The following is a 16,715-nucleotide window of genomic DNA, read 5'->3' as shown; positions in this document are numbered from 1 at the left end:
ACTGACAATCCCGTGCGCGCCGCTCGTCGGCGCGGGGATCGGCGCAGGTCAGGAGCGTCGGGAGGGATGCGCGGGGTGCCGTACGTCACTCCACCACGTGCCGCCCCTCCGGGCGTGCGCTGCACGAGGCGCGGAAGGCGCAGTGGGCGCAGTGCTGGCCGGCGCTCGGGCCGAACCGCTCGTCCAGGACCTTTCCGGCGGCGGTGGCCAGCAGTTCGCCGACCCACTCCCCCGTGAGCGGCTCCTGGGTCTGCACCCTGGGCAGGGTCTCGCCGCCGTCGCGCTTGGCGGCGCCCTGTCGCAGGTGCACCAGTTCGGCGCCGCCGGGCTCGGGGCGCGCGCCGTCGCAGGCGGCGTCCACGGCGCCCTCGCGGATGGCGAGCTGGTAGACGGCGAGCTGGGGATGGCGCTCCACCTCGCGCGCGGTGGGCGCCTGCTTGCCGGTCTTGAAGTCGACCACGTAGGCGCGGCCCTCGGCGTCCGTCTCCACCCGGTCCATCTGGCCGCGGATGCGCACCTGGTAGTCGCCGGCCTCCAGGGTGACGTCGAAGTCCTGCTCGCTGGCGACGGAGGTGCGGGTGGCGCGGTTCATCACATGCCAGTTGAGGAAGCGTTCGAGTGCCGCGCGGGCGTTGTCCTTCTCCTGGCGTGACTTCCAGGGCGCGTCGAAGGCGAGCGCGTTCCACACCGAGTCCAGGCGCTCCATGAGGACGTCCAGGTCGGCCGGGGTACGCCCGGAGGCGACCTCGTCGGCGAGGACGTGCACGACATTGCCGAAGCCCTGGGCGGTGGTGGCGGGCGCGTCGGCCTTCACCTCGCGGCCCAGGAACCACTGGAGGGCGCAGGTGTTGGCGAGCTGGTCGAGGGCGCTGCCGGAGAGCACGACGGGCTGGTCGCGGTGGCGCAGCGGCACCTTGCTCGCGGTCGGCTCGAACATCCCCCACCAGCGGGAGGGGTGCGCGGCCGGCACGAGGGGACGGTCGTCCTCGTCGGTGAGCGCGGCGAGCCGGGCCAGGCGGCGGGCGGCGGCCTCGCGCAGGGCGGGAGAGGCGTCCGGGTCGACGGTGGTGGCGCGCAACTCGGCGACCAGCGCGGCGACGGCCAGCGGGCGGCGGGGCCGACCGGTGACGTCCCGCGGCTCGACGCCCAGCTCGGTCAGGAAACGGGACGGCTGGTCGCCGTCCTCGGCGGGCGCCTTCACGGCGGTGACGACCAGGCGGTCGCGCGCGCGGGTGGCGGCGGCGTAGAACAGCCTGCGCTCCTCGGCGAGCAGCGCGCCCGGAGTCAGCGGTTCGGCGAGTCCGTCGCGGCCGATGCGGTCGGCCTCCAGGAGCGAGCCCCGGCGCCTGAGGTCCGGCCACAGGCCCTCCTGGACACCGGCGACGACGACCAGGCGCCACTCCAGGCCCTTGGCGCGGTGCGCGGTCATCAAGCGGACGGCGTCGGGCCGTACGGCACGGCGGGTCAGCGTGTCGGCGGCGATGTCCTCGGCCTCGATCTCGGCCAGGAAGTTCAGGGCGCCGCGGCCGCCGGTGCGCTCCTCGGCGCGCGCGGCGGTGGCGAACAGGGCGCATACGGCGTCCAGGTCCCGGTCGGCGTTGCGGCCGGCCGCGCCGCCGCGGCGGGCGGCGCGCTCCAGGCGGCCGGGCCAGGGGGTGCCGTTCCACAGGTCCCACAGCGCCTCCTCGGCGGTGCCGCCGTTCGCGAGGCGCTCGCGGGCCGTGCGCAGGAGTGCGCCGAGCCGCTGTGCGCCGCGGGCGTACGCCGGATCGTGCACCGCCAGCCGCTCCGGCTCGGCGAGCGCCCGTGTGAGCAGCTCGTCCGAGGGCGGCGGCACCATGTTCCCGCCGGCCCGCTCCTCCTCCCGCAACGCCCGGCCCAGGCGGCGCAGGTCGGCGGCGTCCATCCCGGCGAGCGGCGAGGCGAGCAGGGTGAGCGCGGTCTCGGTGTCGAGCCAGGGGGCCTGTGCCGCGGCATCCGGGGAATCCGGCGGCCTCTCCCCCGCGGGTTCCGGCGAGTCGGGCGAGTCCGGGGCGAGCCCCTCCGCGTCCAGGTCCCGGCCGTCGGTTCCCCGGTCCGCCGCCACCTGCCGACCGTCCGCGCCCCGTCCCCGCGCCTCCGCCGTCGCCACCGCGCGCAGGGCCGTCAGCAGGGGGGCGACCGCCGGTTCGTGGCGCAGCGGGAGGTCGTCGCCGTCGATGTCCAGGGGGACGCCCGCGGCGGTCAGCGCGCGGCGCAGGGCCGGCAGGGAGCGGGCGCCGGCGCGGACCAGGACGGCCATCTCGCGCCAGGGCAGGCCGTCCTCCAGGTGGGCGCGGCGCAGGATGTCCGCGATGTTGTCCAGCTCGGTGCCCGGCGTCGGGTACGTGCAGACCTCGACCCGGCCGCCGTCGCGCACCGCGGCCGGCTCCCGGTGGGCGCGCACCTTGTCGGCGGGCAGCCGGGGCAGCGGCATGCGCTGGGTGATCAGCCGGGTCGCGGCCAGCAGCTTCGCGCCGGAGCGCCGGTTGGTGCGCAGCACGTGCACGGGCGCCGGTGTGCCGTCGGCGCGCGGGAAGGACTGCGGGAAGTCGAGGATGCCGTTCACGTCGGCGCCCCGGAAGGTGTAGATCGACTGGTCGGGGTCGCCGAGCGCGACCAGGGTGCGGCCGCCGCCGGCCAGGGCGTGCAGGAGTCGCACCTGGGCGGGGTCGGTGTCCTGGTACTCGTCCACGTACACGGCGTCGTACTGGGCGGCGAGGTCCGCGGCGACCTCCGGGCGGCGGGCGAGCAGGACTGCGCGGTGCACCAGCTCGGCGTAGTCGATCACGCCCTGGAGGTCGAGCACGTCCAGGTACTCGGCGAGGAAGGCGGCGGCCGCGCGCCAGTCGGGGCGGCCGATGCGCCGGGCGAAGGCGTCCAGGGCGCCTGGCGCGAGGCCCAGCTCGCGGCTGCGGGCGAGGACGGCGCGGACCTCGTCGGCGAAGCCGCGCGTGGTCAGGCAGGCGCGCAGCTCGTCCGGCCAGCGCACATGGGTCAGCCCCAGCCGCTCCAGCTCGGGCTGCCCGGCCAGCAGCTCGCGGACGGTGACGTCCTGCTCGGGCCCGGAGAGCAGCCGCAGCGGCTCCACGAACAGCCCGCTGTCCTGGTGCGCGCGGACCAGGGCGTAGCTGTACGAGTGGAACGTGGTCGCGCGCGGGGCGCGGGCCGCGCCGATGCGCAGGGCCATCCGGTCGCGCAGGTCGACGGCGGCCCGGCGGCTGAACGTGAGCACCAGGACGCGGTCCGGGTCGGCGCCGCGGGCGATCCGCGCGGCCACCGACTCGACCAGGGTCGTCGTCTTGCCGGTGCCCGGTCCCGCGAGCACGAGCAGGGGACCGGAGCGGTGGTCAACCACGGCGCGCTGGGCGGCGTCCAGAACAGGAGGAGCCGTGCGGGCCGCCGGGGTACGGACCAGGCGGTAAGCGCCACGGCTCCCCCGCCGCGCCTCGGGGTGCGGCGGGTGTCCGGTGGAGGAAGAGGAGCTCACGTGGTTGGCCGGTCCTGGTGGTCGTACTGCTGGTGGTGCGGGCGGGCGGGCGGTCACGCGCGCGGGGTGGTGTGCTCCGGGTGAGGTGCGCACGGCCCGCCGGCGCGATACCGCCGACTCCCGAACGTACGGCATGCCACGGATGTCCCGGCCATCACCCGTACGGGCCACAGGTTGCCGCCGACCGCCCCCTATGGCGGAAGCTGTCAGGTGTGACCCGTGTCCGCACCTCCGTCCCACCGGGCCCGCCGCATGTCGAGCCGCGGCAGGTGGCCCCCGGCGCTCCTGCCCGCCTCGCGCAGCGGTGTGCCCTCGGCGCGGTAGTGCGCGAGCGCGCTCAGCTCGTGACCCGGCAGCAGCGCCCCGTCGGACCGCACGACGCGCCACCACGGCACCGCGCCGCCGTACAGGGACATCACCCGGCCGACCTGGCGCGGGCCGCCCTCCTCCAGCCACTCGGCGACGTCGCCGTACGTCATGACCCGTCCCGGCGGGATCAGCTCGGCGACCTCCAGGACCCGCTCGGCGTACTCGGGCAGGTCGGCCGGGGACGTCTCGCGGGGCTCCGCGCCGGGGCTCTGCTCGCTCATTCGCCCCATCCTGCCGCACCCCGCCGACATCGCGGAGCGCGGTGCGGCGCTCGCTCCCCTCGCCCCCGGACGGCGCTTCCGGCAGACTGTGCGACCGCGCATCCGCACCCTGGCGCCCCCCTGTGTCGGTGGGGCATGCCACCATCGTGCGGGCGGTGACCGGTGATACGAGACCAAGAAGAGACCATGAATCAGCAGGGAGTGCACCCCGAGGGCGGCTCGGGCACCCCTGACGCCGGCGCACGCCCGGACACCGGCCGCACGGGCCAGGGCGGCCAGGACGCCCACCGGGATCCGCACCCCGCGGACACGGAACGCACCGAGGCGGAACGCACCGAGGGGGCGCACATCCCGCACAACCCGCCGGCCGACCGGAGCGGCTCCGGAGGCGACGCAGACGACGGCGATCCGCACGCGGAACCGCACGCCGACCACCCGGACCCCGTGGAGGGCGACGAGCCGCTGCTCCCCGCGCGGGTGCACCGGCCCTCGGATCTGATGCGGCTCCTGGTCGGGCTGCTCGCCATCGCGGTGCTGCTCGCGGTCGCCGCGTTCGCGCACGGCACCACCTCGGGCCTCGAACAGGACATCAACAAGGGCACCGGACAGGCCCCCGATCTGCTGATCAGATTCGCGGGGCTGGCCTCCAGCATCGCGATCCTGCTGGTCCCGGTCGCCTTCGCGATCGAGCGGCTGGTCAAACGCGACGGGCTGCGCATCGCCGACGGCGTCCTCGCCGCCGTCCTGGCGCACGGGGTGACGCTCGCCACCGACCTGTGGGTCGCGCGGGCCGCGCCGGGCTCGATCCAGGACGCCCTGACCCAGCCCTCGCCGGTCGACGTGCACGCCCTGACCGACCCGGTGCACGGCTATCTGGCGCCCGTGATCGCCTATATGACGGCCGTCGGCATGTCCCGCCGGCCCCGCTGGCGCTCGGTGCTGTGGATCGTGCTGCTGCTCGACGCCTTCTCCATGCTGGTCACCGGCTACACGACCGCCTTCTCCATCGTCCTGACGGTGCTGATCGGCTGGTCGGTGGCGTACGGCACGCTGTACGCGGTCGGCTCCCCCAATGTCCGCCCCACCGGCCAGACCCTGATGGCCGGACTCCGCCACGTCGGCTTCCGCCCGGTCGGCGCGGCCCGCGAGGAGGTCGTGGAGAGCGAGAACGGCGACCGGGGCCGGCGCTACTTCGTCACCCTGGAGGACGGCCCGCCGCTGGACGTCACCGTCGTGGACCGGGAACAGCAGGCCCAGGGCTTCTTCTACCGGGCCTGGCGCAACCTCACCCTGCGCGGCTTCGCCACTCGCTCCAGCCTCCAGTCGCTGCGCCAGGCGCTGGAGCAGGAGGCGCTGCTGGCCTACGCGGCGATCGCGGCGGGCGCCAACGCGCCGAAGCTGATCGCCACCTCGGAGCTGGGCCCGGACGCGGTGATGCTGGTCTACGAGCACACCGGCGGACGCACCCTGGACGCGCTGGCGGACGAGGAGATCACCGACGAGCTGCTGCGCGACACCTGGTCGCAGGTGCGCGCGCTCCAGTCGCGGCGCATCGCGCACCGCAGGCTGGCCGGGGACGCGATCCTGGTGCGCGACTCCGGCGAGGTGGTCCTCACCGAGCTGCGCGGCGGCGAGATCGCGGCCGGTGAGCTGCTGCTGCGGATGGACGTGGCCCAGCTGCTGACCACGCTGGGCCTGCGGGTCGGCGCCGAGCGCGCGGTGGCCTCGGCGGTCGAGGTGCTCGGGCCGGACACGGTGGCCGACTGTCTGCCGATGCTCCAGCCGATCGCGCTCACCCGCTCCACCCGCAACACCCTGCGCCGACTGGGCCGGGAGCGTGCCGAGCGGGAGCGGGAGGCGGTCCTGGAGGCGTCCCGGCAGGCCAAGCTGGCCCGGCTGCGGGAGGCCGCAGCGGCGAACGGGACCACCCTCGCCGAGGACGCGGACACCGACGAGCAGCTCGACAGGCTCCACAGACTCGACAAGTCCGACAAGAAGGTCGTACGAGCGGAGCAGCGGGCCGAGCGGCGGGCGATCGACGAGGCCATAGAGGAGGCCCGCGAGGAGGATCTGCTCACCCAGATCCGGCACCAGGTGCTGCGCATCCGGCCGCAGGCGCCGGTGCAGCCGGCCCGTCTGGAGCGGGTGCGTCCGCGCACGCTGATCAGCTTCATCGCCGGCGCGATCGGCGCGTACTTCCTGCTGACACAGCTCACCCACATCCAGTTCGGCACCCTGTTCGCGCAGGCCCAGTGGGGCTGGGTGATCGCGGCGGCGCTGTTCTCGGCGGTCAGCTATGTGGCGGCGGCGATGGCGCTGCTGGGGTTCGTGCCCGAGCGGGTGCCGTTCCCGCGGACGGTGGCGGCTCAGGTGGCCGGGTCCTTCGTGAAGATCGTGGCGCCGGCCGCGGTCGGCGGGGTGGCGCTGAACACGCGCTTCCTCCAGCGCGCGGGGGTGCGGCCGGGGCTCGCGGTGGCGAGTGTCGGCGCCTCCCAGCTGTTCGGGCTCGGCTGCCACATCCTGATGCTGCTGTCCTTCGGTTATCTGACCGGCACCGAGAAGACGCCGACGCTGTCGCCGTCCCGGACTGTCATCGCGGGTCTGCTGACGGTCGCGGTGCTGGTGCTGGTGGTGACCTCGGTGCCGTTCCTGCGGAAGTTCGTGGTCACCCGCGTCAGGTCGCTGTTCGCCGGCGTCGTGCCGCGCATGCTCGACGTGCTCCAGCGGCCGCAGAAGCTGGTCACCGGCATCGGCGGCATGCTGCTGCTGACCGCCTGCTTCGTCATGTGCCTCGACGCCTCCGTGCGGGCCTTCGGCGACGGCACCACCTCGCTGAGCATCGCCAGCGTCGCGGTCGTCTTCCTCGCCGGCAACGCGCTCGGCTCGGCGGCGCCCACCCCCGGCGGCGTGGGCGCGGTCGAGGCCAGCCTCACCCTCGGCCTGATCGCCTTCGGCCTGCCCAAGGAGGTCGCGGCCCCCGCCGTCCTGCTGTTCCGGCTGATGACGCTGTGGCTGCCGGTGCTGCCGGGGTGGCTGGCGTTCAACCACCTGACCCGTAAGGGAGCCCTGTAGGTCACCGGGCGCCCCCGGACCGCCCCGCCGCGGGGGCGTGCGCGCGTCGACCGTCGCGGGGCCTGAGGGTGCAGACCGTCGCGGGGGCGTGCGCGGGAGCGCCGTACCTCGTACGGCCCGCGCCCCGCGCGGCCCGGCGTGCGCGCCCGCAGGATGGGGACATGGCCTTTCCCTCCCGGCTGCGAGCCGCCGCTCCCCCCTGGCCGCGCACCACCGCCCTGACGACGGCCGCCGTGCTGCTGGCCGCTCTGGTGGCGGGCTGCGGTGACGACGATGTCCGCACCGGCACCGGCGCGTCCCTGACGTCCCTCACGACGCAGACGCTGGACTGGACGGCCTGCCCGGCGCCGAGCGAGGCGGAGGGCGGCGGGGGCGCGCCCTCCCCGCTGCCGAACGGCACCACCTGGGAATGCGCCACCCTGCGGGCACCCCTGGACTGGAGCAGGCCGCAGGGGACCACCATCGGCATCGCCCTGATCCGGGCCAGGGCCAGCGGACCCGCGAGCGAGCGGATCGGCTCGCTCATCTTCAACTTCGGCGGGCCCGGCGGCAGCGGCGTCACCGCGCTGCCCGCCTTCGCCCAGGACTACGCGTCCCTGCGCACCCGCTACGACCTGGTCAGCTTCGATCCGCGCGGGGTGGGCCGCAGCGCGCCGGTCACGTGCAGGACGGACGCCCAGCTCGACACGTTCTTCCAGCAGGACGCGACCCCGGACAACGCGACCGAGCGCAGCCGGCTCGTCCAGCGCACCCGGAACTTCAACGCGGGCTGCGAGCGCGACTCCGGGCAGGTGCTGCCGCATGTGCGCACCACCGACGCGGCCCGCGACATCGACCTGATGCGGCGGGTGCTCGGCGACCGCAAGCTGCACTACTTCGGCATCTCGTACGGCACCCAACTCGGCGGTGTCTACGCCCACTTGTTCCCCACGCACGTCGGGCGGGCGGTGTTCGACGGGGTGGTGGACCCGACCCAGGACCCCGAGCAGAGCGCGCTCGGCCAGGCGAAGGGCTTCCAGCTCGCGCTCGGCAACTTCGCCGAGGACTGCGTCTCCAAGCCGGAGGGCTGCCCGATCGGGGACACCCGGCAGGACGTCGAGAACCGCATCGCGAAGCTCTTGTCCGACCTGGACAAGAAGCCCATTCCGGGTATCGCCCCGCGCCTGCTCACCCAGACCGCGGCGACCAGCGGCATCGCGCAGTCCCTGTACTCCAAGGACTTCTGGGAGTACCTCACCGAGGGCCTGGAGCAGGCGTACGACGGTGACGGCAAGGTGCTGATGGTGCTGTCCGACGCGATGAACGGCCGCGACGAGAACGGCCACTACAGCAACATCACGCCGGCCAACGTGGCGATCAACTGCGCGGACGAGAAGCCCCGTTACACCGTCGCCGACGTCCAGCGCGCGCTCCCCGAGTTCCGCGCCGCCTCGCCGCTGTTCGGGGACTTCCTGGCCTGGGGCATGATCGGCTGCACCGACTGGGCCGTGCCCGGCGCCGCCGACCACCCCGATGTCAGCGCCCCCGGCGCGGCGCCGATCCTGGTCGTCGGCAACACGGGCGACCCGGCCACCCCCTACGAGGGCGCGCGGCGGATGGCGGAGGCCCTCGGCAAGGGCGTCGGCGTCCAGCTGACGTTCAAGGGCCAGGGGCACGGGGCGTACGACAGCAAGGACCCGTGCGTGCAGAGCAAGGTGAACGCGTACCTGCTCAACGGGACGATCCCGAAGGCGGGCGCGGTCTGCGCCTGAGCCGCGCGCGAGCCGGCCCGGAGGGGAAACCCTTCCGGGCCGGCCGCCGTATGCGTCCCCGCCGGCTCAGACCGTGCCGAGCGCGCCGCGCAGCACGGCGACCGCCTGGGCGATGGCGGCGTCGGCGGCGCGGGTCCCGCGCAGCGCGTCGAGCATCACGAAGTCGTGGATGACGCCCTGGTAGCGCACGGCGGTCACCGGCACCCCGGCGGCCCGCAGCCGGGCGGCGTACGCCTCGCCCTCGTCCCGCAGCACATCGGCCTCGCCGGTGATGACCAGCGCCGGGGGCAGCCCGGTGAGCTGCTCGGTGGTGGCGCGCAGCGGCGACGCGGTGATCTCGGCGCGCTGCTTCTCGTCGGTCGTGTACTGGTCCCAGAACCACTGCATGGCGTCGCGGCGCAGGAAGTAGCCCTCGGCGAACTGGTGGTACGACGGGGTGTCGAAGGACGCGTCGGTGACCGGGTAGAACAGCACCTGCTGGACCAGCGGGACGTCGCCGCGCTCCTTGGCCATCAAGGTGAGCGCCGCCGACATGTTGCCGCCGACGGAGTCGCCCGCGACCGCGATCCGGGCGGCGTCCAGGCCGCGCGCGGCGCCCTCGCGGACGACCCACTGGGCGACGGCGTAGTTCTGCTCGATGGCGACCGGGTAGCGGGCCTCGGGCGAGAGGTCGTACTCGGGGAAGACGACGGCCGCGCGGGCGCCGACGGCCAGTTCGCGGACCAGGCGGTCGTGGGTGTGGGCGTTGCCGAACACCCAGCCGGCGCCGTGGATGTAGACGATCACCGGGAGGGTGCCGGTGGCCCCGGCCGGGCGGACGATGCGGGCGCGGACGGAGCCGGTGGGCCCGCCCTGCACGTTCACCCACTCCTCGTCGACGGGCAGCTTCCCGCTCTGCCCGGACTGCACCTCGTCGACGGCCTTGCGGCCCTCGACCGGGCCGAGGTCGAAGAGGTACGGCGGGTTGGCGGTGGCCTCGGCGAAGGCGGCGGCGGCCGGCTCCAGCACCGGGCGGGCGGTGGTCTCGGACGTCTCGAACATCTCGGACATGAGGAGCTCCTGGGTGTCGGGCCGGCGGCCGGATCGGCCGGGCGACGGATACGCAAAGGAAGGTAACACCCAATTAGATTGCGCACAACTGAGTTGTGCACGACCATCTAGCGCGGGCGGGTCCGAGGCGGCGAAAAAAGCCCGTGGCCCTGAACTCGGTTCAGGGCCACGGGCTTTCAGCGGAGGTCGGTCAGTAGACCGGCTTGTGCGGTTCGATCTGGTTGACCCAGCCGATGACGCCGCCGCCGACATGCACGGCGTCGGAGAAGCCCGCGGACTTCAGCACCGCGAGGACTTCCGCACTGCGGACACCCGTCTTGCAGTGCAAGACGATCTTCTTGTCCTGGGGCAGCGACTCCAGGGCGGTGCCCATGAGGAACTCGTTCTTCGGGATCAGCCGGGCGCCCGGAATGGAGACGATCTCGTACTCGTTCGGCTCGCGGACGTCGATGATCTCGATGTTCTCGCCGTCGTCGATCCACTCCTTGAGCTGCTTGGGAGTGATCGTCGAACCGGCCGCCGCCTCCTGCGCCTCCTCGGAGACGACACCGCAGAAGGCCTCGTAGTCGATGAGCTCGGTGACGGTCGGGTTCTCGCCGCACACCGCGCAGTTCGGGTCCTTGCGGACCTTGACCTGGCGGTACTGCATCTCCAGGGCGTCGTAGATCATCAGCCGGCCGACCAGCGGCTCGCCGATGCCCGCGAGCAGCTTGATGGCCTCGTTGACCTGGATGGAGCCGATCGACGCGCACAGCACACCGAGCACGCCGCCCTCGGCGCAGGAGGGGACCATGCCCGGCGGCGGGGGCTCCGGGTAGAGGCAGCGGTAGCAGGGGCCGTGCTCGGACCAGAAGACCGAGGCCTGGCCGTCGAAGCGGTAGATCGAACCCCAGACGTACGGCTTGTTCAGCAGCACGCAGGCGTCGTTGACCAGGTAGCGGGTGGCGAAGTTGTCCGTGCCGTCCACGATCAGGTCGTACTGACGGAAGATGTCCATCACGTTCTCGGCTTCGAGCCGCTCCTCGTGAAGGACCACGTCGACGTAAGGGTTGATGCCCTTGACGGTGTCACGCGCCGACTCGGCCTTGGAGCGGCCGATGTCGGACTGGCTGTGGATGATCTGGCGCTGGAGGTTCGACTCGTCGACCTCGTCGAACTCCACGATGCCGAGCGTGCCGACGCCCGCCGCGGCCAGGTACATCAGCGCGGGCGAGCCGAGGCCGCCGGCGCCCACGCACAGCACCTTGGCGTTCTTCAGCCGCTTCTGCCCGTCCATGCCCACATCGGGGATGATCAGGTGGCGGGAGTACCTGCGGACCTCGTCTACGGTGAGCTCGGCAGCCGGCTCGACCAGGGGTGGCAGCGACACGGGGACTCCGTTGGTCGGTCAATCACTACGTTTGTTCTCCCCGTAACACTGCCACGCCCTTCTTCATTCCGAGACACCTGTTCCGAGGCGCGAGACGATCTCGTCCCAGTAGCCGGGCATCGCCTCCCAGGGCTCTCCGGAGGTCCGGCCTCGGGTGCGGTCCGTGAAGTAGATGGTGGCCGCGCCCTGCCAGCGCGCGATGCGCAGCGCCTCCTCCAGGTGCCCGCGCGGCACACCGTGCACGACGTGGCAGAACCGCTCGGGCGGGTGGTCGGACGTCCACTCCGCGACCTGCGACCAGCGGTAGTCGGACCAGGACCCCGAGAAGGTCACCAGCTGGTCGGCGTGGTCGGCGTAGCCCGGATGAGGATGGCCGCCGTGACCGAGGACGAGGTGGCCGGTGCCGGTGACCGCCCGCAGGTCCGCGAGCACCCGGCGCACCCCGTCGAGTTCGGCGCGGCCGAGGGGGCAGTGGTCGAGGAGGAAGCCGTCGACCCGGTACCAGTCGAGGTAGCGGTGGGCGTCGCCGACCAGGTCGGCGCGGGCGCGGGCGCCCTGCGCGAGGTCGAGGCGGCCGAGGACGCGGACGCCCGCCTGGTGCAGCGGGTCCACCGCCTGGAGGCAGTGCGGGTCGGGACGGGCGCCGGGGCCGCCGGCCACGTCGAGCACCACCCAGTCCAGCGGGATGCCGGGACGGGCGAGCGCGGCCCACTGGGCGGGGGCGACCAGGGGGTGGGCGAAGCCGGGGACGCCGAGCGCGGTGCGTACGGCGGTGCCGGTCGCGCCCCCGGCGCCGACCGCCGCGCCCCCGGTCAGATGCGGCATGCCGCCTCCATCCAGATGTCGGCCAGGGACTCTTCGAGGTTGATCCGCGGGCGCCAGCCGAGCCGGTCGCGAGCGGTGCGCACATCGGCCTGCTGCCAGCCGCCGCAGCCGTCCGGGTAGGGGAAGGCCGCGGGGGCCACGTGCTCCGCCTCGGCCCTGGGGTGGCCGAGGGCGGCGCGCGGCGCGCCGGGCGGGGCGTCGAGTTCGTGCAGCGCGCCGCCGTAACCGGCCACGCGGGCGAGCACCCCGGCGGCGTCCCGGAGGCGTACGGCGCGGCCCGACCCGATGTTGATCACGCCCTGCGCGGCGGAGAGCGAGGCGGCGTGCACGGCGCGGGCGACGTCGCGCACGTCCACGAAGTCGCGCTGCACACCGAGCCCGGCGAGCTTCAGCTCCCCGTCGCCGGACTGCATCGCGCGGCGCATCGCCTCGGCGAGCCGGCCGAGCGGGGAGCCGGCCGGTGTGCCGGGGCCGCAGGGCGAGAAGACGCGCAGCACCACGGCGTCCAGGCCGGAGCCGAGGACGAGTTCGGTGGCGGCGAGCTTGCTGACACCGTACGGGCCGCCGGGCCGCGGTACGGCGTCCTCGGCCGTGGACGAGCCGGGCTGGCTGGGCCCGTACTCCGCGCCGCACCCGATCTGCACGAGCCGCGCGCCGCAGCCGCTGCGCCGCAGGGCCTCGCACACGGTGGCCACGGCGACGGTGTTGTGCCGGGTCAGCTCGCGGGCGCCGCCGCGGGTGGCGCCGGCGCAGTTGATGACGACGCCGGGGTGCACCGCCCCCAGGAACCGGGTGAGCGCGCCGGGACTGCCGGTGGCGAGGTCGAACCGGACGTCCGCGTCGTCGCCCCGCCCGAGCGCGGTGAGCTGGACGGCGGGGTCGGCGAGCAGCCGCTCGGCCACGGACCGGCCGAGGTAGCCATTGGCTCCGATCAGCAGGACCCTCATCGGGCGGCTCCCTGGGTGAGGGGTTCGGTGGACATCTGGAGGTCTCCTTCAAGGGGTGGTGCTGGTGGTTCGGTACGGCACAGAAGGGCGCCTACTCGGGTGCTCCGGTGGGTGCGTGGGCCGAGGCGCGGGTGAGCGTGCGGCCGGCGTGCAGCAGCAGGGTCAGCGCCGCGATGCCGCAGATGAGCGCCGGTACGGCGGGCTCGCCGAGGGTGTCCGTGAGGGTGCGGACCGGCGTCGCGAGGAAGCCCAGGTATGGCAGCCGCCCGGCGAGGGGCAGCGCGAGGGCCGCCGCCTGCGTGATCACGGCGGCGCCGAGGACGAGGGCGGGGGCGCGCCGGTGCCGGTGCGCGGTGAGCAGGCGGGCGAGCAGGAGCAGGGCGCCGAGGGTGAGCGCCTGCGGGCAGGCCGCGGGTTCGCCGAGGGCCTTGCCGCACGCCAGGAGCAGCGCGGCGAGCGCGCCGAGGAACAGCGCGAACGCGCCGAGCAGCAGGGGTCGCGCGGCGGCCGTGAAGTCTCCGAGCCCCCGGCTGCCGGCGAGCCTGCGCCGGGCGCCCGCGGTGAGGAGGTGCGCGCACCAGGTGGCCGGCGCGAGGGAGAGGGCGAGGGCGAGCGCGGGCGCGGTGGCGGTGGGCCAGGGGCCGCCGGGTGCGCCGTCGGGCAGCGCGTCGGGGCCGCCGGTGAGCACGTTGTGCAGCAGGCCGTCGCCGAACAGGGCGTAGCCGAGCAGCCAGAGGGTGCACGCGGCGAGGCGCGGGCCATGGGGTCCGCGGCGCGCGGCGAGGGGCCCGGTGCGCAGGGCGGCGCGGGTCGCGAGGGCTACGGCGACGATCCCGGCGACGGCCACGAGCAGCCGTGGCTGTCCCTGCGTGAGCCGCGTCCCGGCCACGGTGCCCGCCGCGGCGAGTCCCGGCAGCAGGCTCGCCAGGGCCCACTGCGCGCCGACTCGGGGCACCGGCAGCGGCGGCTCCGGCTCGCGCCGGGGCTCCCCGGTGCGCGGCACCCGCGCGTACAGCTCCTCCGCGAGCGAGAAGACGTCCCGGTGCCGGAACCGCGCCGCGGTCCGGTCGGTGATTCCCTCCGCCTCCAGCCCCGCCGCGATCTCCAGCGCGTCGACGGCCCGCTCGCACAGGTCGCGGTGCCGGTGCAGCAACGCCTTGACGGGGTCACCGGAGGGGCGGCGGGGGGCGGCTCCGCGGTGGGGGGATCGGCCGGTCGGCGGGCTCGCGGGTGGGCCATCGACTTGGGCCGCGGCGGTATGGGGCTCACCGGCACGCGCCTTGGAGAGGGACACCCCGGCCCTGGAGGCCACCGCGCCGGCCCGCCGGTTCGCGGGTTCGTCGCCCCCGGCAGGGAGAGTCAGAGCCGAAAGCGGCTGTTCGGTAAGGGAATCGACGGTGAGTTCCGCTGCGCCGAGCGTGGCGGGCAGGTGCTCCGAGACATCCGGCCAACTCACGGAGACCTCACCCGCACGCGGCCGCCCGGCAGTTGAGGCTCCGCCCGAACGGGGCAGGTGAGGAACGGAATTGACGGGCAACGCCCCCGAACCGGACCCGGCCGAGGCCCACTCCCTCTGCTCCTGGACCGGCCCGGTCGCAGTCCACCCCCCGCCCCCCGCCGCCGGACCCCTCCCAGCCGGCGTCGGCCGGTCCGGGTCCGTCGAGGGTTCCGGCTCCCACGGCACCCCACCGCTCGGCATTCTCGGTGTGTCGCTCATCGGGCGGGCTCCGTGCTGGGGAGGGCCCAGGTGGGGGTGGCGGGCCAGTGGGCGGGGACGTGGGATTCGGCGGGGGCGGCGAAGGGCAGCGGCGCGCCGGACGCGTCGAGGAGGTCGCGGCGGACCGGGCAGTGCGAGACGATCTCCAGGTAGATGCCGTGAAACGCCGCGACGTTCTGCTCGACCGTGAACAGCTCCAGCGCGCGGGCCCGCGCGGCCGCACCGAGGCGCGCACGGCGCTCGGGGTCGCGCAGCAGCGCCACGCACGCATCGGCGAGCGCCCGCGGATTGCGCGGGGGCACGACCAGTCCCGTACCGCCGATGACCTCCACCACCGCGCCGACGTCCGTGGAAACGGTCGCCCGGCCGCAGAACATGGCCTCGATGAGCCCGGTCGGGAACCCCTCCACCACGCTGGAGAGCACGACGACGGCTCCGGCGGCGTACACCTCGGGCAGCGTGGGCGCGTCCGGGCCGCCGATCTCCTCGAAGGACACCGGGTTGCAGCCGACCGCGTGCGCCCCCTCCGCCTCGTCCGGAAAGAGCTGGGCCGCGAGCGCCCGGCAGTGCCCGAGGTACTCCGCTCCCTCGGGTCCGTCCGGCGAACCGACGACCCGCAGCCGGGCGCCGGGCTCGCGCCTGCGCACCTCGGCGAAGGCGTGCAGCAGGGAGACCAGGTCCCTGGCGGGTGCCACGCGCCCGACCCAGACCAGGGTGTCCGGGTCCGCGCGGTCCGGGGACTCGCCGGCCTCGGTGAAGCCGTCGGCCGCCATGCCGGGGTAGACGGTGCGGATCCTGGCCCGGTCCGCTCCGCACCGCTCCTGCCAGCGGCGGGCGTGCGCGTTGCCCGGTGTGAGGATCTCCGCGCGGCGGTAGATCTCGGTGGCGAGCCGCCCGTGGAAGGCGGCGAGCAGGGCGCGGACGGCGGGCGCGGTGCCGGGTCCGCGGTCGAGGTAGTGCGCGCGCAGCTGGACGCCGTACTCGGTGACCAGCAGCGGCACCCCGTGGAAGTGCCGGGCGAGCAGTCCGGGCAGGGCGGCGGGGCCGCCGGAGGTGGCGTGGCAGAGGTCGGCGGCGCCGAGCGCGTCGTCGCCGTACCAGTCGAGGGAGAGCGGGCGCAGGGCGCGTTCGAGGTGAGCGGTGACGGTGAGCAGGTCGGCCACGCGCGCCTCGCGCGCCGTGCGCGGCGCACCGGGCGCGCGGCAGGCGCGCTCCAGGGTGCGCACGCCGAGGTCGGAGCGGAGCGCCGCGCCGAGTCCGCCCTGATCGCGGGCGAGTTCGGCGAGCCCGTACAGGGCGTTGGCGAAACGGTCCGCCACCGCACCGGAGGCGCTGGGGTCCCCGGCCGCGACCCCTTGGCCGGCGTCCGCCGCCGTGCACACCGCGGCGGTCAGTTCGGCGTAGTGCTCGGTGAAGCGCCGGCGTGCGCGCCGTCCGTACCCGACCGGGCCGCCGTCGTCGTCCGCCGTCCACAGCGGCGCCGTACGGACGCGGGTCACCTGGGGCGGGAGCGGGAGCAGGCCCTGTTCCTCCTGGCGCCTGCTGCGGCTGAGCGCGTAGAGGTCGAACTCGTGCTGCCCGAGCCCGCGCACCAGCCGGTCGCACCAGAGGCCGGCGTCGCCGCCCACGAAGGGATAGCCGCCCTCGGTCAGCAGTCCCGTGCGCACGCGCGCACCCCCGATCTTCCTCCTGGTCGGCCGCCGTTGGTCCCGGCGGCTCACAGCGGGACGAACGTAAGCGGACAAGAGGGTGGCGGGGGGGGGGGGGGGGGCGCGGGGGAGGGCGTGTTCAAGGGGGGGGGTGCCTTTGGCGGGTTTTTTGTTTTGGCGCTCAGCGGGGGGGGGGGGGGGGAGGACCGGCGCGGGGGGGATGGATGGAAGAGGAGG

General features: G+C 74.7%; 10 protein-coding genes. 2 read left to right on the top strand and 8 right to left on the bottom strand.

All coding sequences use genetic code 11. The features are described from left to right. Positions 1-85: 85 nt before the first annotated feature. On the bottom strand, positions 86-3,508 hold the full coding sequence (locus ACZ7EC_RS21770) for an ATP-dependent helicase (RefSeq protein ID WP_471064829.1): 3,423 nt from the start codon (positions 3,506-3,508) through the stop codon (positions 86-88). Positions 3,509-3,714: 206 nt separating this feature from the next. Further along, a complete protein-coding gene (locus ACZ7EC_RS21765) occupies positions 3,715-4,098 on the bottom strand; it encodes an MGMT family protein (RefSeq protein WP_471064828.1) in 384 nt (127 codons plus the stop codon). Positions 4,099-4,284: 186 nt separating this feature from the next. Between ACZ7EC_RS21765 and ACZ7EC_RS21760 the strand changes: the two genes are divergently transcribed. Both ACZ7EC_RS21760 and ACZ7EC_RS21755 read left to right on the top strand, forming a co-directional pair. Beyond that, positions 4,285-7,170: a lysylphosphatidylglycerol synthase transmembrane domain-containing protein gene (locus ACZ7EC_RS21760; RefSeq protein WP_471064826.1), complete on the top strand. Its 2,886-nt coding sequence runs from the start codon at positions 4,285-4,287 to the stop codon at positions 7,168-7,170. A gap of 161 nt (positions 7,171-7,331) precedes the next feature. Then, entirely contained in the window at positions 7,332-8,921 is a 1,590-nt protein-coding gene (locus ACZ7EC_RS21755; protein WP_471064824.1) for an alpha/beta hydrolase, read from the top strand. Between the two features lie 66 nt (positions 8,922-8,987). Here the strand turns inward: ACZ7EC_RS21755 and ACZ7EC_RS21750 are convergent, their stop codons facing one another. The 6 genes from ACZ7EC_RS21750 to ACZ7EC_RS21725 all read right to left on the bottom strand — a co-directional run bounded on the left by ACZ7EC_RS21750 (position 8,988) and on the right by ACZ7EC_RS21725 (position 16,496). Then, positions 8,988-9,971, bottom strand: a complete 984-nt coding sequence (locus ACZ7EC_RS21750) for an alpha/beta hydrolase (protein ID WP_471064822.1) — start codon at positions 9,969-9,971, stop codon at positions 8,988-8,990. 190 nt (positions 9,972-10,161) lie between these two features. Beyond that, positions 10,162-11,340, bottom strand: coding sequence for an adenylyltransferase/sulfurtransferase MoeZ (moeZ, locus tag ACZ7EC_RS21745; protein WP_471064821.1), 1,179 nt, complete (start codon positions 11,338-11,340; stop codon positions 10,162-10,164). 63 nt (positions 11,341-11,403) lie between these two features. After that, on the bottom strand, positions 11,404-12,165 hold the full coding sequence (locus ACZ7EC_RS21740) for a spherulation-specific family 4 protein (RefSeq protein WP_471064819.1): 762 nt from the start codon (positions 12,163-12,165) through the stop codon (positions 11,404-11,406). Continuing rightward, a complete protein-coding gene (locus ACZ7EC_RS21735) occupies positions 12,153-13,112 on the bottom strand; it encodes an NAD-dependent epimerase/dehydratase family protein (RefSeq protein WP_471064818.1) in 960 nt (319 codons plus the stop codon). The genes ACZ7EC_RS21740 and ACZ7EC_RS21735 overlap by 13 nt, the downstream gene beginning before the upstream one ends. A 91-nt stretch (positions 13,113-13,203) precedes the next feature. Then, positions 13,204-14,265, bottom strand: a complete 1,062-nt coding sequence (locus ACZ7EC_RS21730) for a hypothetical protein (RefSeq protein WP_471064816.1) — start codon at positions 14,263-14,265, stop codon at positions 13,204-13,206. A gap of 560 nt (positions 14,266-14,825) precedes the next feature. Beyond that, entirely contained in the window at positions 14,826-16,496 is a 1,671-nt protein-coding gene (locus ACZ7EC_RS21725) for a DUF3492 domain-containing protein (protein ID WP_471064814.1), read from the bottom strand. Positions 16,497-16,715: the final 219 nt, after the last annotated feature.

This window comes from Streptomyces sp. NPDC037203, assembly GCF_055605065.1.
Note: the sequence above shows the minus strand (reverse complement) of the source record. Positions and strands in the feature narration are given on the sequence as shown.